Genomic DNA, 22,740 nt, shown 5'->3' on the forward strand with positions numbered 1-22,740 from the left:
TGCCTCCTGCCAAAATCTCCTGACACAAACTGTCCAAGACACTTCAATCACATAACAAAAAACCCCGCCGAAAATCGACGGGGTTTGTCAGCAGTCTGAGCGGCGCCTTCCGGCGCCGCTTCCGTCTCGGGAGGAGACTTGTACTTTAGGCACTTTATGCCGCGGTCTTGGCCTCGATCTGCTTGGCCTTGGCCGAAGACGCCGTAATGGCGATCTTGCGCGGCTTCAGCTCCTCGGGGATGTTGCGCTTGAGGTCGACGAACAGCAGGCCGTTCCTCAGCGAAGCACCGACGACTTCGACGTGGTCGGCAAGCTGGAAGCGCCGCTCGAAAGCCCTCGAGGCAATGCCGCGGTAGAGCAGTTCGGACCCTTCGCCAGTGCCCTCGTCCTTGCGCTCACCTTTCACGGTCAGCACGTTGCGGTGGGCTTCGATCGAGATTTCCTCGTCGGAGAAGCCGGCAACCGCCATCGAGATGCGATAGGAATCCTCGCCGGTACGCTCGATGTTGTAGGGCGGATAGGTCTGCGCGCCATCCGGCTGCGCAAGCGAATCCAGCATGGTGAAAAGACGGTCGAAGCCGACGGTCGAGCGATAAAGCGGGGAAAAATCAACGTGACGCATGAGGTGTTCTCCTGTTGAGCAACATGGTTTGCGTATGGCCGGCGCGAAACCCTTGAGCGGCGTTTCGGCTGGACCAGCGGCCCCGACATTGGCGACCGCATGAGACATTTGGGGAGCGCTCGAAAGCATTTCAAGATTTCGCCTGGCGGCAAAAGCCGTGCGGCTGATTCCCCGATGAACGGCAGATGAACCGGCGCTTCGGCGCGCGTTCAGGCAGCCGGCGCTAGAGTGCATCCAGGATCAAGGACTCGCGGCGCCGATTGCACAACAGGCGCCGCAACGAGGCCGACCGGGTGTTAACGTCCCTTCCTCCCGGATCGACAGAGGCCGGAAGCACGCTTTCAAGCGGCTTCCGGCCTTCCCCGTTGCAGCCTCCATCAGAGGGAATTCCTTTGCTTTTGACGCATGGGCGTCTATCACCGTAGTTGAGCCAGCCAGCACAGGCGGCACGCCAGACGCCGAACACGAAGCGCCGAATGACGGATCTTTTCACCGAGAACTCCCTTTTTCACGAAGTTGAGGGCAATCCGCGGCCGGAAAACGCCACCGGCGGCTTCTTCACCACGCGTGACCGCAAGAATATCCGCTATGGCCTGTTCGGCGCGGTCGCTCGCCCGATGAAGGGCACCGTGGTGCTCCTCACCGGCCGCAACGAGTGCATCGAGAAATATTTCGAAACCATCCGCAACCTTGCCGATCGCGGCTTTGGCATCGCCACCCTCGACTGGCGCGGGCAGGGCGATTCCGACCGGCTGATCCGTGATCGCCAGCGCGGCTATGTCAGGAGCTTCCGCGACTATACGGCAGACCTCGAACAATTTTTCGAGGAGATCGTGCTGCCCGATTGCCGCGGCCCATACTACATCCTCGCCCACTCTGCCGGCGCCACGATCACGCTGCTTGCCGCGCCGTCGATGGTAAACCGCGTGCGGCGCATGGTGCTGATCGCGCCATTCCTGACGCTGCCCGACCTGCCGGTTTCGATATCAACGGTTCGCCGTGTCTGTTCGCTGTTCTGCGCTCTCGGCCTCGGCCGGCTCTATGCCGCCTGGGGTCCGCGGCCGAAGGTGACGGCCCCCTTCGGGACCAACAAGCTGACGTCGGACCCGGCGCGCTATCGGCGCAACACGCGGATCTACGAAGAGTATCCGCAACTGGCGATTGGTGGCCCGACGATCCGCTGGCTGGCGGCGGCCGCCGAAGCGTCCGAAGCGGTCAGCGATCCCGACTTCATGGCTCGGATTCAGGTGCCTCTGATGATAATCGCCGCTGGCGCCGACCAGGTTGTCTCAACCAGGGCCGTGGAGGCCTACGCCAGGCGTTTGCGGCTCGGTTCGCTGCTGATGATCGACGGCTCCCGCCACGAAATCCTGCAGGAAGCCGACATCTACCGCGAGCAATTGCTCGCCGCCTTCGATGCCTTCATTCCCGGCAGCGACGACCCGACTGCCTGATAGGCGCCGATCGCTGGTTCACGGCTGGCGGGCAAACTCCATGATCCAGTTGGTCTCCCAGGTGGTGCCGCCATCCTGCGAAAAGGCCTGCTCCCAGCGCGCCGTGTTTTGCGCGATCTCCGACCAGAGGAAACGAACCCGGATCGGCTGTCCGTCGAAGACGTCCTCACACATAAACGTGCCGACGCCGTCGGTAAACGCACCGCGCACCGGAACGTCGATGGTCAGGGGGTTGCGGCCATCGATCCACCAGATCGACCATTGCCGTGTCGCCGTATCGAAGGTCCGCACCGTGGCGGCACGATAGCCGCCGTCGGGCAGGTCGATGACATTGTCGTCGACATTGCCGAGGCCACCAAGCAGCGGACGGACCTCGCATGTGCCGGCGAATTCGTCCCAGTTGGTGTCGCCCGTCAGACGCTTTTGCAGCCTTCGATGGCTGACATCCCAATTGCCGAAGAAGAAATCGAAATCGCTGCGGCCGTCCGCCGGAATGTCATGGGCGCGGCTGGCTGTTGAGTGCGTAGGCATGTCTGGTTCTCCCTCTGGCAATGACCCTTCCATAGCCGGTGCCTACTGACACCCTGTTGTCAGTTGCGTGAGCCCGCCGAAGGCAAAATGCTAAAGATTCTGACAGCCCGCATCGCCCCGAACTGCTGCCCGCGTCGAACTGAACGCCATGGAGATGAGATCATGACCGAGAAAACCTGCGCTGCCTGCGATTGCCAGCTGGACGCCAACCCGATCCGCGTCAGGACTGTCGAAGTCCGCTGCAAGGAAACGCTGATATCTCAGCCGCGCAAGGCGGCCATGGCGGCTGCGTGAAGCTCTGGCGTTGCTGCGGCGAGCACGTCGCCGCCCTTCTCCGCCGGGCCGCCATCGAATGTGGTGACGACACCGCCGGCCTTCTCGATGATCGGGATCAGCGCCACGATGTCGTAGGGCTTCAAGCCGGGATCGGCGACGATATCGACGCTTCCTGAGGCGATCATTGCGAAGGCATAACAATCGGCGCCGTAACGGGCGAGTTGGACCTGCTTTTCGAACTGGTCGTAACGCTCGCGCGCCGCGCCCTTGTACAGCGCCGGCGTAGTGGTGAACAGCGTCGCTTCAGCGAGATTGGTCGTCTTGCGCGTCGAAAGCTTGCGTGGCCCGCCCGGCCCTTCATAGTGGGAACCCGAGGCGTTGGCGTAGAACAGCTCACCGGTGAAGGGCTGCGCCATCATGCCGGCAACGGCATCGCCGTCGACCGTCAGCCCGACCAGCGTCCCCCACACCGGCAGGCCGGAAATGAAGGCGCGTGTGCCGTCGATCGGGTCGATCACCCAGACATGCCGGCTCGAAATGTTCTCGCTGCCATGCTCCTCACCAAGAATGCCATGGTGGGGATACTCAGCCGATATCAGCGCGCGGATAGCGCGCTCGGCCTCGCGATCGGCCTCGGTGACCGGGTCGAAACTGCCCTTTTCCTTGTTGGCGACAGCACCCTGGCTGCGAAAGCGCGGCAAGGTTTCCGCCGCCGCCGCCTGCGCCATGCGGCGCATGAAATCGATGCTGATATCCAACTGATTCTCCCGCATTGCAGCACGCCCGAGCCGGGCTTTGCCGCCATTTCCGTGCCAAAACAAGGGGGTTTATCGATTTATCCGCGACGGTATCTGTTGCCTGGATGTCACACATACAACGTCGAAACGCAATTTCCACATCAGAGTGAATTAAAAAAGCCTGAAGGTCGCTTGACATTTGTGCAGCGCACAATACCCTCGGCCTCGGACAGGTTCTCCTGTCCATGCCCTCCTTGGGCGTTTCCTCCCTAGACTTCGACCGTATCGTGCAAACGATGCGGTCTTTTTTTACGCCGCGATTGCGAGCTCACTCCGCTGCCAGCGGCAGATCGACGAAATGATGGTCGGGCATCGACATCAGGTCGGCCGAAAATCGCGTCAGATCGTCGGCCAGCGCGTCGAAGCCCACGGCCTTCTCGAATGTCCGCTCGTTCATGTAGAGCCCGCGATTGACCTCGATCTGCAGTGCATGCAGATGGCGGGCCGGGCGGCCATAGTGTTCGGTGATGAAGCCGCCGGCGTAAGGTTTGTTGTGCGCGACCGTATAGCCCATGGCGGTGAGGAGGCCGATCGCGGTCTCGGTCAGGGCCGCAGTGGCCGAGATGCCGAAACGGTCGCCGATGATGAAGTCGGGCCGCAGGCCGCTGTCGCCGACACGGATGCTTGCCGGCATCGAATGACAGTCGATCAGCACGGCAAAGCCGAACCGCGCATGGGTCCTGGTCAAAAGCCGCTTCAATGTCTCGTGATAGGGCTTGTAGACAGCCTCGATGCGGGCGACCGCTTCGGCCAGCGGCAGGCGGCCGGAATAGATGTCGAGTCCCTCACCGACCAGCTTGGGAACCGTGCCAAGCCCGCCCGCCACCCGCGCCGAGCGAATGTTGCAGAAGGACGGCACCGGCTCGGCGAACATGCGCGGATCGAGTTCCCACGGCTCGCGGTTGACATCGAGATATGCGCGCGGGAAATTCGCCGCCAACAGCGGTGCGCCGAGCGCGACGGCGCCGCCGAACAGCTCATCGACGTAACAGTCTTCCGACCGGCGGATGGCGTTGCGGTCCAGCCTTGCCATGGCAAGGAAGCGTTCGGGATAGTAGCGGCCGCTATGCGGTGAGTTGAAGAGGAAGGGGACGCGCTGCTCGGCGCCCGACCGGATTTCGAAGGGTGGAAAGACCGAAAAATCCTCGGCTGCCGTCTTCAATTTGAGCGAACCCGAAAGCACCTGTGCATCATGATGTGAAAGTGCCACCTTGCTGGCCGCGTGTCCAGCATTTCAGCGGCCACGCCGCTGCGCAAATATGGATCATCGCCGTTCTCGTTCACTTGATGTTTACCCTCACCTCCTCATATAGAGGATGGTTAACGAGGTTGCCCAACGGCAATCTCGGGCGGGTGATTCGGACGGGATATCATGGCACGCATTCTTCTGGCGGAAGACGACGACGATATGCGTCGGTTCCTCGTCAAGGCGCTGGAGCGCGCCGGTTACCAGGTCAGCGATTTCGACAATGGCGCCAGCGCCTATGAACGGCTGCGCGAGGAACCGTTCTCGCTGCTGTTGACCGACATCGTCATGCCGGAGATGGACGGCATCGAACTGGCGCGGCGCGCCACCGAGATCGATCCTGATTTGAAGGTCATGTTCATCACCGGTTTCGCCGCCGTCGCGCTGAACCCGGATTCCAAGGCGCCGAAAGACGCCAAGGTGCTGTCGAAGCCGTTCCACCTGCGCGACCTCGTCAACGAGGTCGAGAAGATGCTGCAGGCGGCCTGACCCGCTTTCCGAGCCAATGCATGCCACCCAGAAGCGGTCCCGGTTTTGGGAAAACGACATGCGTGAAACAAAGACCTGAAGTGCGGCGCGCTTTAGGCATCGGCGCCGGTTCGCCGCTGCGGCGAGACGACGCCTTCTTTCCTTTTTCCTGCTATTGACGCGCTGGATCAAAAATGGTGTATGCGCGGCTTCGGATGGGCGTGTAGCTCAGCGGGAGAGCACTGCATTGACATTGCAGGGGTCACAGGTTCAATCCCTGTCACGCCCACCATCCTTTCAAATACCTAGCTAAGCCCTTGTGCCGATTGGCACAGAAACCTGGCCTGAGCCTCGGACGCGTTCGACATGCCGAGCGCTCCAGCTGCTTCCCAGATTCCCTCGCCTGCGAACATCGTCCAGGTTGCGCGGGTATGGCGCAGGACGTGAGGCGTGATCGCCGGCTGACCGGTGACGGCTGGATGAAGCCAGGCGTTATCAATCGCCATATCGCAAGCGGTCCGGACGGAAGCAATCCCGTGCCCCATGTAGCTGATTACATACAGATAGGCCGACACGGGCTCGCCGGCCCGCCTGGCAGCCTCATAACGGGTGTTCTCGTCGATGAGCTTCCACCGCTTGACGGGTGTGAAGGCCGTCACTGCCGAAGTCACACGGTGGAAGCTGATGGGCTTCGGTGCCTTAGGCGTGACCGGCATGGCTGCGGCGGCTTTGGCGTCATTTGTAACGGCTTACTGGGCGGATATTTGGCGCGTGTTGCGGGATGGCTGAGGCACCGGCTACAGCTGCGACTCTCCTGATCACCGCAGCGTTACCGCGCTGATTGCTTTTGGCGACAGCCTTGACTTAGATCAATACGGATAAAGCATCTCGGGGTAAACGTCGATTTGCACCCAATAAGGCTACAGCAAGAGCATGAGCAGGATGGTGATTTTCGAGCAAGCAAAGACACTGGGCGTCACAATCCATCAACGTTCAAAAACAGTTTGGATCGCAACAGGGACGTGTCGAGGTCGCGAATACCAGGTTAAAGGACGTAGTCCCTATATCGCGCTGGCACTGTGGATGGAAGCTGCGCGATACAGAGGTACCAGAATTATAAGCCCGATTACCACTGGGCTCGGGCGCCCCATAGAACCTCCGACATCAGGCGGCTAATCTGGCATCAGAGAGAACATTGGACTTGTTCGCCAAGCCATGCCCCACCGCTCATCATCCACTGCTTTGTAAGGCAACGTCGGTAAGGAACTAATCCCGCGCCGCAAACTTCAGGCGACCGGCCGAGACAGCAGCAAGGGAAACTACGCGCAACTATCCGCTGGGTTAAAAGGGACAGTGCACCGGGGGGTGGAAGTTCTTGATTCCCTTCGCAGGACAATCGCAGTTAGCATCGAACTTTGAAGGGGGTTCGTGACGCTTGCACCCAGGTTGGGTCTTGTAGGCGTAACCGGGCAGGGAAACATAAGGACTTTCGCTGACGCAACCCGCAAGTACTAGCCCCAGCGAGGCGACAATGACAACTTTCATTTGTTCTTCTCCTAGCGGATCGACAACACTTGAAAGCATTTGTTGCATATGGCCGAAGCGGACGATTTGTCCCAGATCAAATCCGAGATGGGATACACGAAGTGGCAATATCCCAAGGCATGACGACTCGATGTCGCAATCTCTTCTCACCGTAAGTGCCTTTCTGGGTGATACGTTGCCCACTCGCTCGGGGCGCTTCTTCCTGCGAGTAATGAGACCTACCAAATGTCGTGCGTCCCTAGGTAAACACGCCAATCCGGCAACGGCTCACCACTGCGACATCGTGCTGGCGAATCTTGAAGGAACGCTGCCGCTGGATGGGGTAAAGGCACAGATCGAAGAGATCACACCGAAGGTGAAGCGCTGACGGAGCCTGGGCGGCCCAGCGGCATAGATCATAGGGGGACACTTGCGGCGGCCGCTGGGCCTGACCAGTCTGGCTTGGTGAGGCGCGGCACCGGCTGACCCGAAGCATGTACTGACTCTAACGTGAGAGCCAGAGCGCATCAGCATGAGGGACTACCGCCGAGAGGTGTACTCGATGCCACCACCGGCAATGTGGATAGCGTCGCGGGCGCGGGAAGGCCGGCGTCGCACGAATGGGAGGAAAGCCGCAACGCCGGCCAGCGGGATAGGTCCGCCGCGCCTCGAAGGCCAGCCGATTCTTGACGCGGCGTCATGGTCTAGACACGCCCGCAAGAAGAACTGTTGGCACCGAAACGGCACAGAAACGTTCAATGAAAACAAACAAAGCACTACATTGACATTGCGGGGGTCACAGGTTCCCTGTCACGTCCATCATCCAATCCCAGAAAGTCAGACTTAGATCGACATCCTGGCCGGCTCGCCAGAACTGGACAATTTCGTTCGTTCCCGAAGGAAACTGGCACTGCCAGTTTTCGGAATGCAACGCGCCCGTCCCGGCGTTTGACCGGAACGGGCCACGGTCTATCAGATCATTGCGGCTCTGGATCGGGTGTATTTCCCGGCCTATCCGGCGTGCCGCCCTTGCCTTCGCGGCAAGGCTCGCCGATGCCGCAGCATTTGCCGTTGTAGGTGACGCCAGGTTTCAGCCTGTCGCATTCCCTCGGGCCGGTTGTCTTGCAGCCGGCCAGCACCGAAACGGCGATGGCGGCCAAAAGGACGTTTCTTGAAACAGTAAGCATTAGACGCTCTCCTTGATGGACCGTGTTTGGACACACCGCTTGGTCGCGTCTCGGGAGAAATTGGTTCAAAAGAAAGTTGCGATCACCGGCGAAAATCTCTTGCGAGCTTGCCTTCGCCATAAGGCACATCGCCGATGCCGCGGCATTCGCCATGCCATGTGGTTTTCGGACGTGATTTATCGCATTGTCTTGTCGGCGCTGCCTGGCACGCCTGACGTCATCGATGCCGCGAAACCGTAAGCAGGACATTCTCAACGTTGCATGCGAGAGACGTTTTCCATGATTGATCACGTTGGACTACGCAGGGCTCGGTCACCTCACCATCAGAAATGGTCCAGCACCGAAATCGGAATGGTTGGCGAAATTGCGCGTGTCCCCGAGCCTGTGATCGGGACCTGGGCTCCCGAGATACTGCCATGAGTTCACGGCGTGGAAAGGCAAAGCTGTCGCCCTGGCCGAAGATCTATCGCGAACTGAAACGCGTGCGCGCCCAATTGCAATCACCATGGTCGACATTGAGCAGCGCGCTCATTTCGGCAAAGCAGAACGCTGAATACCGACGCGGCCTCGGCAACCGGATCGAGGCGGCCCGCGAGACTTACACGGCCTCGCCGATCTCGCAGACTGCCGACACTTTCATGCTCGTCCGGATCATCGGCAACGATCTGGAACCGCGACACCGCAAAGGCCAGTCATACGACAACGTACTATTTATTCTGGACAACGAACCGGCCTTCGAGGGATGCGAAAAATTCTGGATCGTCAACCGGATAGTCGACACCGACGAGGAAGCCCGGATCATCGGCCTGCTCGAAAGCCGCCGCCAGAATTTTCACACAATCCCCTTCGAGCTCGATGCGTACCGGAAGATATCCTGGGACATCGATCGGCTTGCCGCCGGCGACCTCAGATTCTCGGAGAAAGGCCGGGCGAGCGGAGCACAGTCCGCGCGTTACGAAACGCACATCCGCCGCAGCAAGAATCTCTATGTGATGAACAACAATGGAGCGCGCAACGCCGCGCTCGCGATTGCTCGTGACAGGGCAAAATGGCTGATGCCCTGGGACGGGAACTGCTACCTGACAGGGTCTGCGTTCCAGCGGATACGGTCCGCGATCGAGAAAAACCCGCACCTTCCCTACGCCGTGGCGCGCATTGTCGACAACGCGCTTCTGCTAGACCAGGATTTCCAGCCGCCGGCCGAGGAAGAGCCGCAGATCATATTTCGAGCTGACACCACACAGCTGTTCGACGAAAACTATGGCTACGGGAGGCGGCCAAAAATCGAGATGTTGTGGAGGTTGGGAGTTCCCGGCTCCTGGGATCGCTACCGCGACGACGTCTGGGATTTTCAGCGCCCGTCCAGGGCAGCGGAGGCCGGGCTGTTCCAGAAGGCGGGCTGGGTGGCGCGCCTGGATTCAGGGCGCTCGCATCTGGAGATCGGCAAGGCCGGCTCCGTCGCGCGCCTGGTCAGCCGCGACCAGGCGATCGTCGACATGGTCGATCAATGCGACGCCAGGGCGGTTGCCGCTCGGCTTGATACCTCCCACCTGGCTTTTTATGACGAAGACGCCCTGGGTGCTGCCCACGCGGTGAAGGACGCTCCCATCCTGCGCCATCTCGAAGCCGCGGCCGGCCAGGCGCTCGCCCGCGGTCCTTTCAGCGTGCTCGACAAGACTGGCCTGGCCCCCAGCGGGGATCCCCAGGACTATTTTCATCCAGCGCCTTATTGGTGGCCCGACCCCGACAGACCCGATGGCCTGCCCTATGTTCAGCGCGATGGCGAACGCACGCCCGGCACGGCATTGTATGAAGCAGGAAGCGAAACCTACGATCGCACGCGCTTGCAGCGCGTCTTCGACGACACAACCGTGCTTGCGCTGGCCGCAACCGTGCTTGGCGGACATCATTATGCCGCCCATGCCGCGGGGCTGATCCGCGCATGGTTTGTCGATTCCAGGACAAGAATGAACCCGCATTTACGCTATGCGCAGGTGCGGTCGGGCCACGACAGCAATGAAGGGTCCGGCCACGGCATCATCGAACTGAAGGATTTCTATTTCTTCCTGGATGCCGTGCGCCTGATCGAGCGAACAGGAGTGCTCGGCGACGAGGAACGCGAGGCGTTCAGAGCCTGGCTTGGTTCCTACCGCGAATGGCTGGACACCGCACCGGCAGCCGCGACCGCCTTCTACAGCAGCAGCAACCAAGGGACGTTCTACGATTTGCAGCGGGCATCGATCGCCACGTTTCTTGGCGACAGCGCCACGCTGGCCAAGGTCAGCCTTTATGCTCGGGAGAGATTCGCGGCCCAGGTCGCGGCCGACGGTTCATTGCCCAGGGAACTGTTGCGCACCCGGCCCAGACACTACGCCATGTTCACCCTGCAAGGCTGGACGTCACTGGCCCGTGTCCTGTCTTCGGTCGGCGACAATCTCTGGCAGCACCGGACTGCCGAGGGACTGGGGCTGGTTCAGGCGCTGCGCTGGCTTGTTGCCCACGAGAACAAGCCACACCCCATGTCGGCCGAAACCATCGATCCGGATCGGCTTGGGCCGCTGCTTCTCGACCTGGCGGACCATGATCCCACGGGGATCCCACCTGCCGACCTGGAAAGGTCGACCAAGCCCATTTTCCATCCAGATGAGGCGATCGCGCCCTTTTGGCCGTGGCGAAGGCGCTAGAGCAATTCCAGAAAAAGTGTGAAACGGTTTTCCGTCCGGAATTGCGTCAAAACAAGGGGTTAGAGCGGCTCGCCGTTTCCGTGAAACGGTGAATTGTTCTAGAGACGGGACGTCCGGCCATCCTGGCCCGTCACCTCAGTGATGAGAACCAATTTCCCGAGATCAAACGCCCGCGACAGTGCAAAGACTCTTCATCCTGGCAACCGCCAGTTCCGGATCGGCCAGCAATCCGGCCTGATCGGCAAGGCGGAAGACATCGGCATAGTGACGGATGCCGCGCGCCGACTGCATGCCGCCGACCATCGCAAAATGGTCCTGATGGCCGTTCAGCCAGGCCATGAAGACGATGCCAGCCTTGTAGTATTCGGTCGGTGCCTCGAAGATTTTTCGAGATAGCGGCACGGTTGGCGCCATCAATGCGTCATAGCCGGCGCGGTCCCCCTCGGCCAGTTTCGCCAGCGCTGCGTTGGCGACCGGCGCGGTGGCGTCGAAAATGCCGAGCAGTGCATGCGAATGTCTTTTCTCGTCGCCGGCGATCAGTTCGGGATAGTTGAAGTCGTCGCCGGTAAACATGACGATGCCGTCCGGCAACCGGTCTCTAAGTGCGACCTCCTTGCCGGCATCGAGCAGCGAGATTTTTATGCCCTCCACCTTACCGGCGTGGCGTTCGATGATGGCAACCACTGTGTCAAGCGCGGCCTCGAAGTCGCTGCTGCCCCAATAGCCCCTGAGCGCCGGATCGAACATGTCGCCCAGCCAGTGCAGGATCACCTTGCCGGAGGCCTGGCTCAGAATACGGTCATAGACGCTGATATAGTCGTCCGGACCTTTGGCCACCGCTGCCAGCGCCCGGCTGGCCATCATGATCGTCTTGCCGCCGAGCCCTTCGATGAAAGCAAACTGCTCTTCATAGGCCTTGATGACGTCGTCGACTGTTCTGGCGGCGCTCGGCGCCAGATGGTCTGTCCCGGCGCCCGAAGCGAGATCGGCGCCATCGACGGTGCGCGCTTCCGCGATCGAGCGGCGGATCAATTCCTGTGCATTTGCCCAGTCGAAACCCATGCCGCGCTGGGAGGTGTCCATCGCCTCGGCGATGCGGAAGCCGAGTCGCCACAGATGGTGCCGGAACGCCATTGTCCTGTCCCAGTCGACCACCGGCCTGGACCACGGATCGGTCATCGCAAGCGGATCGGCAACGACGTGCGCGGCGGCATAGGCGATGCGCGAAAACCGCGCGCCGATCACCGGCCGCACCGGCTGGCCGGCAAGCGCGTAGCGGGCGCTGCGGCCATCCTCACCAGGCAAGGAAATGTCCATCGATCTCTCCCTTTGTAGCGCCTATAAATGGAACGTTCCAATAAATCAAGAACCTTTAAGATTCAGAGCTCATTCACGGGCAAATGCTGCATCGCAACAGGGAAAGCCTTGCATCTTATGCCATTTGAGTACGGGCAATCGATCTTTCAGGCCGAGGAAAAAATCCTGGTTGACTCGACGTCGAACCGGTGATTAGAACGTTCCAATAGATTTTGATCATGAAGTCGAGAGGATGCATAGGGATGGCCAGCCGGGCCAAGGCGACGATATTCGACATCGCCCGCGAAGCAGGCGTGTCCAAATCGACGGTATCGCTCGTGCTCCAGGGCAGCGGGCGGATCCGGCCTGAGACGACAAGCAAGGTTCGCAAGGCGATCGAGGATGTCGGTTACGTCTACAACCGCGGCGCCGCCAATCTGCGCAAGGCTCACTCCAACGTCATCGGCATGGTCATCAACGATCTCACCAATCCCTTTTTCGCGGAACTGGCGGTCGGCATGGAACGCGTCTTCCAGTCGGCCGGCATCGTGCCGTTCATCGCCAACACTGCGGAAAATCCGGTGCGCCAGGAAGAAGTGCTGAAATCGCTGATGGAGCAAGGCGTCGCCGGCCTCATCGTGTCGCCGGCACGCGGCACGACGCCGAGCGCCTTCCGGCGGATCGAGACGGCGGGCGTGCCGGTCGTCTTCGCCATGCGGCGGCTGCCGGAAAGCCGCATCCCGGTGATCGCGCCCGACAATCATCGCGGCGCCTATCTTGCCGCCGCACATCTCATCGGCAAGGGGCATCGCCGGCTGGCCTTCTTCGGCGGCTCGTCCGACCTCGTCGTCTATCACGAGCGGCTGGGTGGCTTTCGTGAGGCCTGCGAGACGCTTGGCGTCGCCGCCCGCGACATACTGATCGTCGAGGGCGAGACCAGCCGCAAAGGCGGCATTTCGTGCCTGGAAACCGCTCTCGCGATGGCTGAACCGCCGACTGCGGCTCTGTGCTTCAACGACGCGGTCGCGTTTGGCGCCATGCTGGCGCTGCGCAAGCGCGGGCTTGAGCCGGGAGCTGATTTTGCCGTCGTCGGCTTCGACGATGTGGTGGAGGCCGAGCACTACATGCCGGCTCTGACCAGCGTCGCGGTGGACTCGGCGGGCCTCGGCGAACGCGCCGCGCATGTCATGCTGAAAATGATCCAGTCGCGCACCACGCGGGCCGAGGACCATATCGGCGCGGTCAATCTCGTGGTCAGGGAAAGCTGTGGCCCGGATCGCCGCACCCGAAACAGGCCCGCAGGTTCGGGGAACGCGGCATGAGCATCAGATGGGGCTTGATCGGCGCCAGCACGATCGCCAGACAGTTCATGATCAGCGCCATCCGCGCGCATGGCGATGGCGAGATCGCGGCGGTGATGAGTTCCAGCCCGGAGCGCGCCATGGCCTATGCCGGGGAGAACGATATTCCGCTTGCCGTCTCGACGCTTGATGCCCTGCTCGGCGCCGACATCGACGCCGTCTACATCTCGACCACCAACGAATTGCATCTCGATCAGGCGCTCGCTGCCACCAAGGCGGGAAAGCACGTGCTGTGCGAAAAGCCGCTGGCGCTGACCAGCGCCGATGCCCGCAAGATGGTCACCGCCGCCAGGGCAGCCGGCATCGTGCTCGGCACCAACCACCATCTGCGCAACGCCGGCGCCCATCGTGTCATGCGCGAGGCGATAGCCGCCGGCCGCATCGGCAAGCCGATCGCCGCGCGCGTCTTCCATTCCGTCTATCTGCCTGAAAACCTGCAGGGCTGGCGCATCACCAAGCCGGAAGCCGGCGGCGGTGTCGTGCTCGACATCACCGTGCACGATGTCGACACGCTGCGCTTCGTGCTCGACGACGACCCCGTAGAGGTGTCCTGCTTCACGCAGTCGGTCGGAATGGCCGGCAGCGGCCTGGAGGATGGCGCCATGTGCATCTGGCGCTTCAAATCGGGCATCATCGCCCAGTCGCATGAGGGCTTCACCACCAAGTTCGCCGGCATCGGCTTCGAGGTGCACGGTTCGGAAGGCTCGCTGATCGCCAGTAATGTGATGACCCAAAAGCCCGACGGTTCGGTGTTGTTGCGCACTGCCGAGGGCGAGGAGCAACTGAGCTTCGACCGCGATGATCTCTACACAAGATCCGTGCATCAGTTCCACGTCGCGATCGGCGGCGAGGGCCCCCCTGCCGCCACCGGAGAGGACGGCGTCTGGTCGCTGGCATCAGCCGAGGCGGCGCTTCAATCGGGCAGCTCCGGCAAGGCCGTCAAGATCGACCCGAGACTCGGGAGCATGAATTGAGCAAGGTGGTTTCGGCAGCGCGGGCAGCGAGCCTGATCAAGGACGGCATGGTCGTATCCGTGTCGTCGTCGAGCGGCCTCGGCTGCCCGGACGCCGTGCTGGCCGCGATCGGCGAACGCTTCGACGCAGAAGGCCATCCGAAGAACATCACCACGCTGCATCCGATCGCCGCCGGCGACATGTATGGCATCAGGGGTATCGACCATCTGGCCAAGCCTGGCCTGCTGAGGCGCACTTTGTGCGGCTCCTATCCGTCCGGCCCCTCCTCTTCCGAACCGCCGCAGATCTGGAAGATGATCGGCGACAATTCGGTCGCGGCCTACAACGTGCCGTCCGGCATCCTGTTCGACATGCATCGCGAGGCCGCGGCCAAGCGGCCGGGCGTACTGACCAAGGTCGGCCTCGACACCTTCGCCGACCCACGCCACCAGGGCTGCGCCATGAACGCAGCCGCCAGCGAGCCGATCGTTTCGGTGCAGCAGTTCGACGGCGAGGAATGGCTCTATTTCCGCTCCATCGTGCCGCACGTCTCGATCATCCGCGCCACGTCGGCTGACGAGCGCGGCAACCTCACCTATGAGCATGAGGGCGCCTATCTCGGTGGCCTCGAACAGGCGCTCGCCGCCCGCAACAATGGCGGTGTCGTCATCGCTCAGGTCAAGCGCGTCGTCGAAAACGGCACGCTGAAACCGCATGACGTGCGCGTGCCCGGCGTCCTGGTCGACCACATCGTCGTTGCACCCGACCAGTTGCAGACGACGCTGACACCCTATGACCCGGCGATCTCCGGAGAAATCTTCCGGCCGCTGTCGAGCTTCCGCAACGCCGAGATGAACGTCCAGAAGGTGATCGCGCGCCGCGTCGCCATGGAGTTGCGCGACGGCATGGCCGTAAACATCGGCTTCGGCATCTCGGCCAATGTTCCGCGCATCCTTCTCGAGGAAGGCCAGCACGGCAAGGTCACCTGGGTGATCGAACAGGGCGCGGTCGGCGGCGTGCCGCTGCTCGACTTCAAGTTCGGCTGTTCGTCGAACGCCGACGCCTTCATGCCATCGCCACACCAGTTCATCTATTTCCAGGCCGGCGGCTTCGACGCTTCGCTGTTGTCCTTCCTGCAGATCGACCGCCACGGCTCGGTCAACGTCTCGAAGCTTTCGGCGCGTCCGCATGTCACCGCTGGCGCCGGCGGCTTTGTCGACATCACCGCGCGGGCAAAGAAGATCGTCTTCTCCGGCTTCTTCAACGCCGGGGCAAAACTTTCATTGGCCGATGGCGGCATCCGCATCGACCAGGAGGGCAAGGTCAAGAAGGTGGTCGCGGAGGTCGAGCACATCTCGTTTTCGGGCAAGCGGGCGGTCGCGCAGGGACAGGACATCACCTATGTCACCGAGCGCTGCGTGATGAAGCTGACGCCGGAGGGCCTGGTCGTCACAGAACTCGCACCCGGCATTGACCTGCAGCGCGACGTGCTGGCGCAGTCGGAAATTCCGTTGGGCGTTGCCAAGGACCTCAAGACGACACCGGAAGCTCTCTATCTGGACCAGCCTATCGGCCTGTCGCTAAATGGCGGCGCCTCGCTCGGAGGCGCGCATGGTTGAGCCTCTCGTCACCTGCGAGCAGGATGGCGCCATCGGCATCGTCACGCTGCGCCGGCCGGAGAAATTCAACGCGCTCGACATCCCCATGCTGCGCGCGCTGGAGGCAGCGCTTGACGCGGCCGAAGACGCGGACGGCGTGCGCGTCGTGCTGCTGCGCGGCGAAGGTAAGGGCTTTTGCGCCGGCGGCGATGTCGAGGCCTGGGCGCAGATGAGTGCCGCCGATTTCCAGGTGCAGTGGGTGCGCTACGGCCACCGCGTCTTCGACCGGCTGGCGCGGCTCAAGCAGCCGACCATCGCCGTTTTGTCCGGCCACGCGTTGGGCGGCGGCCTGGAACTGGCCGTGGCTTGTGATTTCCGCGTGGCGGAAACACAAGTGAAATTGGGCTTCCCCGAGACCTCGATCGGCGTCGTTCCCGGCTGGTCCGGCACGCAGCGCGCCGTGCGCCGTTTCGGCGCGCAGACAGTGCGGCGCATGGCGCTGGGTGGCGAGATCATTCTCGCGGCTGAAGCGCTAGCCTTGGGCGTGGTCGACCGGGTGGTCGAGACCGGCAAGGCACACGACGAAGCCAAGGCCTGGGCCGAAAAGATCTCCGAGCGCGGGCCGCTGGCAACGGAGGCCGCCAAGCTGATGATCGCTGTCGCCGAAGGCGAGGAAAGTGCCGCCGCTACTGAAGCGCTCGCCAGCGGCTTCATCGCCATGACCGGCGACCTCAAGGCCGGCGTCGGTGCTTTCAGGGCCAAGCAGAAGCCGGCCTTTTCGAGATTCTAGAGGATAAACATGAACGCACTACTCAAGATTTCTATGCCGGCCGAGGCGTCCGCGGCGCCGAAGGCGTACAAGCTGCTGATCGATGGCAAGCATGTCGATGCCCGCGACGGCCGCACGATTGCGCGCCAGAGCCCCGGCCACGGCTTCACCGTTTCGCAATATGCACAGGCTGGCGAGGCCGAAGTGGAAGCGGCAATGCAGGCCGCCCACAGGGCTTTCGAGACGGGTCCATGGCCGCGCATGAAGGCGGCCGAGCGCGCCGCGCTCCTGCTCAAGGCGGCTGACCTGATCGAGGCGCGGCTGGAAGACATCGCTCGGCTCGACGCGCTGGAATCAGGCAAGCCGATCGCCCAGGCACGCGGCGAGATCGGCGGCGCGGTCGACATCTGGCGCTATGCCGCCTCGCTTGCCCGCACGCTGCATGGCGAATCCTACGCCAATCTCGGCGATGCCATGCTGGGTGTCGTGCTGCGCGAACCGATCGGCGTCGTCTCGATCATCACGCCGTGGAATTTCCCGTTCCTGATCGTCAGCCAGAAACTGCCCTTCGCGCTCGCCGCCGGCTGCACGGCCGTCGTCAAGCCGAGCGAAATGACCTCGGCCTCGACCTTCGTGCTCGGCGATATCCTGATGCAGGCCGGCCTGCCCGCCGGCGTCGTCAACATCCTTGCAGGTCTCGGCGCCGACGTCGGTGCGCCGATGGTCAGCCACCCCCTGGTCGAGATGGTGTCGTTCACCGGCTCCACCCGCGTCGGCAAGATGACGATGGCCTCGGCCGCGCAAACGCTGAAGAAAGTCTCGATGGAGCTCGGCGGCAAGAACGGCCAGATCGTCTTCCCCGACGCCGACCTCGAGGCGGCCGCCGACGCGGCGGTATTCGGCGGCTTCTTCAATGCCGGCGAGTGCTGCAACGCCGGCAGCCGGCTGATCGTGCACGAGGCGATCGCCGACGAGTTTCTCAGCGCCGTCAAGGCGCTCACCGCCAGGGTGACAGTCGGCGATCCGCTCGATGACCGTACCAAGGTTGGGGCGATGATCTCGTCAGACCACTTGGCCAAGGTGACAGGTTACGTTGCGGCGGCCGCGACCCAAGGCAGCAGCGTCTACAGCGGCGGCGAGCAGCTTGCCTCCAGTGCCGGCCAATACCTCGATCCCACCATCATCCGCGGCGTCACCGAGGATATGGCCATAGCGCGCGAGGAAGTATTCGGCCCTGTGCTCTCGGTGTTGACTTTTGAATCGATTGAAAAGGCGTTGCACATCGCCAACAACACGCCCTATGGTTTGTCGGCGGGCGTGTGGAGCGCCAGCATCGACACTTGCATGTCGGTGGCGCGTGGGGTGCGGTCGGGGACCGTCTGGGTGAACACATTCATGGAAGGTTATCCCGAGCTGCCTTTCGGAGGCTACAAGCAGTCCGGCCTCGGACGTGAGCTCGGCAAGCGTGCCGTCGAGGATTATACCGAGGAAAAGACAATCCAGTTTCATCGCGGCCAGCGCACCGGATGGTGGGTCGGCTGAGTTGGGAAGAACCCGGTGGGCTTCCACCGGTCGTGTAATGCAACAAGGGAGGAAGTACATGTTGCGCAAACTGCTTATCGGAACGGCGCTCGCATCGGGCCTGGCTTTCGCGGCCCATGCCGAGGACGTCAAGGAAGTCCAGATGCTGCATTGGTGGACGTCGGGCGGCGAAGCGGCTGCTCTGAACGTCCTCAAGGGTGACCTGGCCAAGGAAGGCTATGCCTGGAAGGACGTGCCGGTGGCCGGCGGCGGCGGCGATGCTGCCATGACCGCGCTGAAGGCAATGGTTGCCGCCGGCAACTATCCGACCGCCTCGCAGATGCTCGGCTATACCGTGCTCGACTATGCCGCTGCCGGCGTCATGGGCGACCTGACCGAAACGGCGAAGAAGGAAGGCTGGGACAAGTCCGTTCCGGCAGCCCTGCAGAAGTTCTCGGTCTATGAGGGCAAGTGGGTCGCGGCTCCGGTCAACGTCCACTCGGTCAACTGGCTGTGGATCAACAAGGCCGTCATGGACAAGATCGGCGGCACCGAGCCGAAGACCTTCGACGACTTCGTTGCCCTGCTCGACAAGGCCAAGGCGGCAGGCGTGATCCCGCTCGCTCTCGGTGGCCAGAACTGGCAGGAAGCCACCATGTTCGACTCGGTCGTGCTGTCGACCGGCGGACCTGAGTTCTACAAGAAGGCCTTCAACGACCTCGACGACGCTTCGCTCAAATCCGACACGATGAAGAAGTCGTTCGACAACCTGGCCAAGCTCGTCACCTATGTCGACCCGAACTTCTCGGGCCGCGACTGGAACCTTGCCACCGCCATGGTCATCAAGGGCGATGCGCTGGTTCAGGTCATGGGCGACTGGGCCAAGGGTGAGTTCCACGCCGCTAAGAAGACCCCGGGCACGGACTTCCTGTGCTATCGCTTCCCGGGCACCGACGGTTCGGTGATCTACAACTCCGACATGTTCGGCATGTTCAACGTTCCGGACGACCGCAAGGCAGCCCAGGTTGCGTTGGCCACCGCCACCCTGTCGAAGAGCTTCCAGTCGGCCTTTAACGTCGTCAAGGGTTCGGTTCCGGCCCGTACCGACGTTCCGGACACCGACTTCGACGCTTGCGGCAAGAAGGGCATCGCCGACCTGAAAGCAGCCAATGACGGCGGCACGCTGTTCGGCTCGCTGGCCCAGGGTTATGGTGCGCCTCCGGCGGTCGCCAATGCCTACAAGGATGTCGTCTCCAAGTTCGTCCATGGTCAGATCAAGACCTCGGACGAGGCCGTGACCGAGCTGGTCAAGGCCATCGACGACGCCAAGTAAGCGCCACACACCCAAAACGCCTTCCCCGCTCCGGCGGGGAAGGCCCAAATCCGCGAACTAATATCCGCGAACCTGGTTGGCCTCGCGTCGACGGGAGGAGCCCCATGAGCACCGTAGCGACAAGCCAGATCAAGCTGACGCCGGAGCGGCACCGCGCCTCGGTGCGCTCGCGGCTGCAGGACGCCTTGCCGAAGATCGTTCTGGCGCCGAGCTTCGCCATCACCATCGTCTTCGTCTACGGCTTCATCCTGTGGACGATCTATCTGTCCTTCACCAATTCCAAGACCTTCCCGTCCTATGTCATCACCGGCTCGCGCGCCTATCAGCGGCTGTGGGGCTGGACCTTCGACACCGACCCGCCATCGAGCTGGTACACGTCGATCACCAATATGGGCATTTTCGGCTTTCTCTATATCGCCATCTGCCTGGCTCTCGGCCTGTTCCTGGCCATCCTGCTCGACCAGAAGATCCGCGGCGAAGGCGTGCTGCGGCCGATCTACCTCTACCCGATGGCGCTGTCCTTCATCGTCACCGGCGTCGCCTGGAAATGGTTCCTCGATCCCGGTCTCGGCCTCGAGCAGACCTTGCATCAATGGGGCTGGACGAGCTTCCATTTCGACTGGATCAAGAACAAGGATTTCGTCATCTACACGGTGGTCATTGCCGGCGTCTGGCAGGCCTCCGGCTTCATCATGGCGATGTTCCTGGCCGGCCTGCGCGGCATCGACGGCGAGATCATGAAGGCTGCGCAGATCGACGGCGCCACCACCTTCCAGCTCTACCGCCGCATCGTCATCCCGCTGCTGCGGCCGATCTTCCTGTCGGCCTTCATCGTGCTCGCGCATCTCGCCATCAAATCCTACGATCTGGTCGTGGCGCTGACCAGCGGCGGGCCCGGCGGCTCGGCCTGGCTGCCCTCCAATTTCATGTATGAGTACACGTTCAAGCGCAACGAAATGGCCGTCGGCTCGGCCAGCGCCGTGATCATGCTGATGACCATCGTCGCCATCATCGTGCCCTATCTCTATTCGGAACTGAGGGAGAAGCCGCGATGAGCGCTGTCACCACTCCCGCCCGCCAGGCTTCCGGCGGCGTCAACGTCAAGATCATCAACCGCATCGTCATCTACGGGCTGCTGGCGCTCTTTGCGCTGTTTTACCTGATGCCGCTGTTCGTCATGCTGGTGACCTCGTTCAAGACCATGGACGAGATCCAGAACGGCAACATGCTGGCACTGCCCAGGGTGCCGACCTTCGACCCATGGGTGAAGGCCTGGGGCGAAACCTGCGTCGGCCTGACCTGCGCCGGCATCAAGGGCTATTTCTGGAACTCCATCAAGATGGTGGTTCCGGCCGTGCTGATCTCGACGATGCTCGGGGCGCTGAACGGCTACGTGCTGACCAAATGGCGCTTCCGCGGCGCAACGCTGGTGTTCGGACTGATGCTGTTCGCCTGCTTCATTCCGTTCCAGTCGGTGCTGTTGCCGATGGCAACCATCCTCGGCAGCCTCGGTCGCTTCGGCGTCACGCTGCAGAACTCGGTCGGAACGAGCTTCGGCCTCGGCAACCCGACGGTCAACCTCGTCTTCGTCCACGTCGTCTACGGCATCGGCTTCACCACGCTGTTCTTCCGCAATTACTACGAGGCGTTCCCGACCGAACTGGTCAAGGCGGCACAGGTCGACGGCGCCTCCTTCTTCCAGATCTTCCGCCGCATCATGCTGCCGAATTCGATGCCGATCTTCGTCGTCACCGTGATCTATCAGTTCACCAACATCTGGAACGACTTCCTGTTCGCCTCGGCTTACGCCGGCACCGGCGACGCGATGCCGATGACGGTGGCGCTCAACAACGTCGTCAACACTTCGACCGGCGTCGTCGAATACAACGTCAACATGGCCGCCGCGATGATCGCGGCACTGCCTACCCTTCTCATCTATGTGCTCGCCGGCCGCTACTTCGTGCGCGGTCTCATGGCTGGCGCCGTCAAAGGATAATCTGATGGCTTTTCTGGAAATTGATGGTCTGAGAAAGCGCTTCGGCCAGGTCGAGATCCTCAAGGGGATCGATGTCGAACTGGAGAAAGGCGGCTTCCTGGTGCTGGTCGGCCCATCGGGCTGCGGCAAGTCGACTTTGCTCAACACCATTGCCGGACTGGAGACGATCACCTCGGGCGAAATCCGCGTCGATGGACGCACCATCAACGATCTGCATCCCTCGAAGCGCGACATCGCGATGGTGTTCCAGAGCTATGCTCTGTATCCGAACATGACGGTGGCCGGAAACATCTCGTTCGGCATGGAGATGCGTGGCGTGCCGGCGGCGGAGCGCCAGAAGGCAATCGACAAGGTGGCCAAGGTGCTGCAGATCGGCCACCTGCTGCAGCGCAAGCCGGGCCAGCTTTCCGGCGGGCAGCGCCAGCGCGTCGCCATGGGCCGGGCGCTAGTGCGTGATCCCAAACTGTTCCTGTTCGACGAGCCCTTGTCCAACCTCGACGCCAAGCTGCGCGTCGACATGCGCATCGAGATCAAGCGCCTGCATGCCACCACCGGCACCACCATCGTCTACGTCACCCATGACCAGATCGAGGCTATGACGCTGGCGACCAAGATCGCCGTCATGCGCGATGGCGAGGTGCAGCAGTTCGGCACCCCGGCCGAGATCTACAACAACCCGACCAATCTCTTCGTCGCCGATTTCATGGGCTCGCCGGCGATGAACCTGATCCCGGCGACGATCGGCACGTCAGGCAACGCGCTGTCCGTTGTGCTGCAACGTGAGGCGCGCGAGCCGATCTCGCTACCGATGGCCAATGCGCCTGCCGGCCTGTCGGCATTCCAGGGCAAGCCGATCATCTTCGGCGTCCGCCCTGAAGCCCTGACTGATCCGGAAGGTGCCGAGCGCAACGCGTCGAACATCGCCACCGCCGACTGCCATATCGAGGTCGTCGAACCGGCCGGCTCGGACACCTTCGCCGTCACCAATCTCGGCGGCAAGGGCGTGGTGGCGCGGCTGCGCGCCGACGCCAACATCCAGCCGGGCACCAACACGCCGCTCGCCTTCAACCTGACCAAGGCGGTGTTCTTCGATCCGGCGACCGAGAACCGCATTCGCTGACGGC

The 22,740-nt window shown here is 62.2% G+C and carries 22 protein-coding genes and 1 tRNA gene; 16 read left to right on the top strand and 7 right to left on the bottom strand.

Features of this window, described 5'->3' with window-relative positions:
* Window positions 1-154: 154 nt before the first annotated feature.
* On the bottom strand, window positions 155-622 hold the full coding sequence (locus tag ASD99_RS19010; RefSeq protein ID WP_057144579.1) for an Hsp20 family protein: 468 nt from the start codon (window positions 620-622) through the stop codon (window positions 155-157).
* A gap of 476 nt (window positions 623-1,098) precedes the next feature.
* Here ASD99_RS19010 and ASD99_RS19015 point away from each other — a divergent pair, with 476 nt between their 5' ends.
* Window positions 1,099-2,076 (top strand): alpha/beta fold hydrolase, encoded by a 978-nt coding sequence (locus ASD99_RS19015; RefSeq protein WP_057144892.1) that lies wholly within the window; start codon window positions 1,099-1,101, stop codon window positions 2,074-2,076.
* 18 nt (window positions 2,077-2,094) lie between these two features.
* On the opposite strand, the gene ASD99_RS19020 is transcribed toward ASD99_RS19015, so the two are convergent.
* Window positions 2,095-2,607 (bottom strand): hypothetical protein, encoded by a 513-nt coding sequence (locus tag ASD99_RS19020; RefSeq protein WP_056595208.1) that lies wholly within the window; start codon window positions 2,605-2,607, stop codon window positions 2,095-2,097.
* Between the two features lie 162 nt (window positions 2,608-2,769).
* On the opposite strand from ASD99_RS19020, the gene ASD99_RS35195 reads away from it, so the two are divergent.
* A complete protein-coding gene (locus ASD99_RS35195) occupies window positions 2,770-2,901 on the top strand; it encodes a hypothetical protein (protein ID WP_274533712.1) in 132 nt (43 codons plus the stop codon).
* Here ASD99_RS35195 and hisN read toward each other — a convergent pair.
* Window positions 2,868-3,641, bottom strand: coding sequence for a histidinol-phosphatase (gene hisN, locus ASD99_RS19025; RefSeq protein WP_056595206.1), 774 nt, complete (start codon window positions 3,639-3,641; stop codon window positions 2,868-2,870). The two genes, ASD99_RS35195 and hisN, sit on opposite strands and share 34 nt — an antisense overlap.
* Before the next feature lie 307 nt (window positions 3,642-3,948).
* On the bottom strand, window positions 3,949-4,890 hold the full coding sequence (locus tag ASD99_RS19030) for an N-formylglutamate amidohydrolase (RefSeq protein ID WP_056595204.1): 942 nt from the start codon (window positions 4,888-4,890) through the stop codon (window positions 3,949-3,951).
* Between the two features lie 162 nt (window positions 4,891-5,052).
* On the opposite strand from ASD99_RS19030, the gene cpdR reads away from it, so the two are divergent.
* Both cpdR and ASD99_RS19040 read left to right on the top strand, forming a co-directional pair.
* A complete protein-coding gene (gene cpdR, locus ASD99_RS19035) occupies window positions 5,053-5,415 on the top strand; it encodes a cell cycle two-component system response regulator CpdR (RefSeq protein ID WP_006199474.1) in 363 nt (120 codons plus the stop codon).
* Between the two features lie 196 nt (window positions 5,416-5,611).
* Window positions 5,612-5,686 (top strand) — tRNA-Val (locus ASD99_RS19040).
* Between the two features lie 13 nt (window positions 5,687-5,699).
* Here ASD99_RS19040 and ASD99_RS34840 read toward each other — a convergent pair.
* Entirely contained in the window at window positions 5,700-6,110 is a 411-nt protein-coding gene (locus ASD99_RS34840; protein WP_056595202.1) for a hypothetical protein, read from the bottom strand.
* On the opposite strand from ASD99_RS34840, the gene ASD99_RS32520 reads away from it, so the two are divergent.
* Both ASD99_RS32520 and ASD99_RS33520 read left to right on the top strand, forming a co-directional pair.
* Window positions 6,079-6,183, top strand: a complete 105-nt coding sequence (locus ASD99_RS32520) for a hypothetical protein (RefSeq protein ID WP_244483020.1) — start codon at window positions 6,079-6,081, stop codon at window positions 6,181-6,183. The genes ASD99_RS34840 and ASD99_RS32520 overlap by 32 nt on opposite strands.
* Window positions 6,184-7,069: 886 nt before the next feature.
* Window positions 7,070-7,306, top strand: coding sequence for a hypothetical protein (locus ASD99_RS33520; RefSeq protein WP_156389032.1), 237 nt, complete (start codon window positions 7,070-7,072; stop codon window positions 7,304-7,306).
* A gap of 589 nt (window positions 7,307-7,895) precedes the next feature.
* On the opposite strand, the gene ASD99_RS19050 is transcribed toward ASD99_RS33520, so the two are convergent.
* Window positions 7,896-8,105: a hypothetical protein gene (locus ASD99_RS19050; RefSeq protein WP_056595200.1), complete on the bottom strand. Its 210-nt coding sequence runs from the start codon at window positions 8,103-8,105 to the stop codon at window positions 7,896-7,898.
* A 416-nt stretch (window positions 8,106-8,521) separates the two neighbouring features.
* Between ASD99_RS19050 and ASD99_RS19055 the strand changes: the two genes are divergently transcribed.
* Window positions 8,522-10,789: an alginate lyase family protein gene (locus ASD99_RS19055; protein WP_057144580.1), complete on the top strand. Its 2,268-nt coding sequence runs from the start codon at window positions 8,522-8,524 to the stop codon at window positions 10,787-10,789.
* Between the two features lie 162 nt (window positions 10,790-10,951).
* Here the strand turns inward: ASD99_RS19055 and ASD99_RS19060 are convergent, their stop codons facing one another.
* Window positions 10,952-12,106, bottom strand: a complete 1,155-nt coding sequence (locus tag ASD99_RS19060; RefSeq protein WP_057144581.1) for a dihydrodipicolinate synthase family protein — start codon at window positions 12,104-12,106, stop codon at window positions 10,952-10,954.
* Window positions 12,107-12,348: 242 nt separating this feature from the next.
* On the opposite strand from ASD99_RS19060, the gene ASD99_RS19065 reads away from it, so the two are divergent.
* From ASD99_RS19065 to ASD99_RS19105, 9 genes are all read left to right on the top strand, one after another.
* Complete coding sequence (locus ASD99_RS19065) at window positions 12,349-13,407, top strand: LacI family DNA-binding transcriptional regulator (protein WP_057144582.1); 1,059 nt, start codon at window positions 12,349-12,351, stop codon at window positions 13,405-13,407.
* Window positions 13,404-14,420: a Gfo/Idh/MocA family protein gene (locus ASD99_RS19070; RefSeq protein ID WP_057144584.1), complete on the top strand. Its 1,017-nt coding sequence runs from the start codon at window positions 13,404-13,406 to the stop codon at window positions 14,418-14,420. Before ASD99_RS19065 ends, ASD99_RS19070 begins: the two co-directional genes overlap by 4 nt.
* Window positions 14,417-16,018 carry an acyl CoA:acetate/3-ketoacid CoA transferase gene (locus ASD99_RS19075; protein ID WP_056595185.1) on the top strand — a complete coding sequence of 534 codons (1,602 nt, stop codon included), beginning with the start codon at window positions 14,417-14,419 and terminating at the stop codon, window positions 16,016-16,018. The genes ASD99_RS19070 and ASD99_RS19075 overlap by 4 nt, the downstream gene beginning before the upstream one ends.
* Window positions 16,011-16,787 (top strand): enoyl-CoA hydratase/isomerase family protein, encoded by a 777-nt coding sequence (locus ASD99_RS19080; RefSeq protein WP_057144893.1) that lies wholly within the window; start codon window positions 16,011-16,013, stop codon window positions 16,785-16,787. Before ASD99_RS19075 ends, ASD99_RS19080 begins: the two co-directional genes overlap by 8 nt.
* A 9-nt stretch (window positions 16,788-16,796) precedes the next feature.
* Window positions 16,797-18,308: an aldehyde dehydrogenase family protein gene (locus ASD99_RS19085; protein WP_057144585.1), complete on the top strand. Its 1,512-nt coding sequence runs from the start codon at window positions 16,797-16,799 to the stop codon at window positions 18,306-18,308.
* 58 nt (window positions 18,309-18,366) lie between these two features.
* Window positions 18,367-19,620: an ABC transporter substrate-binding protein gene (locus tag ASD99_RS19090; RefSeq protein WP_056595179.1), complete on the top strand. Its 1,254-nt coding sequence runs from the start codon at window positions 18,367-18,369 to the stop codon at window positions 19,618-19,620.
* Window positions 19,621-19,724: 104 nt separating this feature from the next.
* Window positions 19,725-20,675, top strand: coding sequence for a carbohydrate ABC transporter permease (locus tag ASD99_RS19095; protein WP_056595177.1), 951 nt, complete (start codon window positions 19,725-19,727; stop codon window positions 20,673-20,675).
* Window positions 20,672-21,616 (top strand): carbohydrate ABC transporter permease, encoded by a 945-nt coding sequence (locus ASD99_RS19100; RefSeq protein ID WP_057144587.1) that lies wholly within the window; start codon window positions 20,672-20,674, stop codon window positions 21,614-21,616. The genes ASD99_RS19095 and ASD99_RS19100 overlap by 4 nt, the downstream gene beginning before the upstream one ends.
* Before the next feature lie 4 nt (window positions 21,617-21,620).
* Window positions 21,621-22,736, top strand: a complete 1,116-nt coding sequence (locus tag ASD99_RS19105; RefSeq protein ID WP_056595173.1) for an ABC transporter ATP-binding protein — start codon at window positions 21,621-21,623, stop codon at window positions 22,734-22,736.
* The last annotated feature ends 4 nt before the right edge of the window (window positions 22,737-22,740 follow it).

This window comes from Mesorhizobium sp. Root695, from assembly GCF_001428185.1.
Classification (GTDB): Bacteria; Pseudomonadota; Alphaproteobacteria; order Rhizobiales; family Rhizobiaceae; genus Mesorhizobium.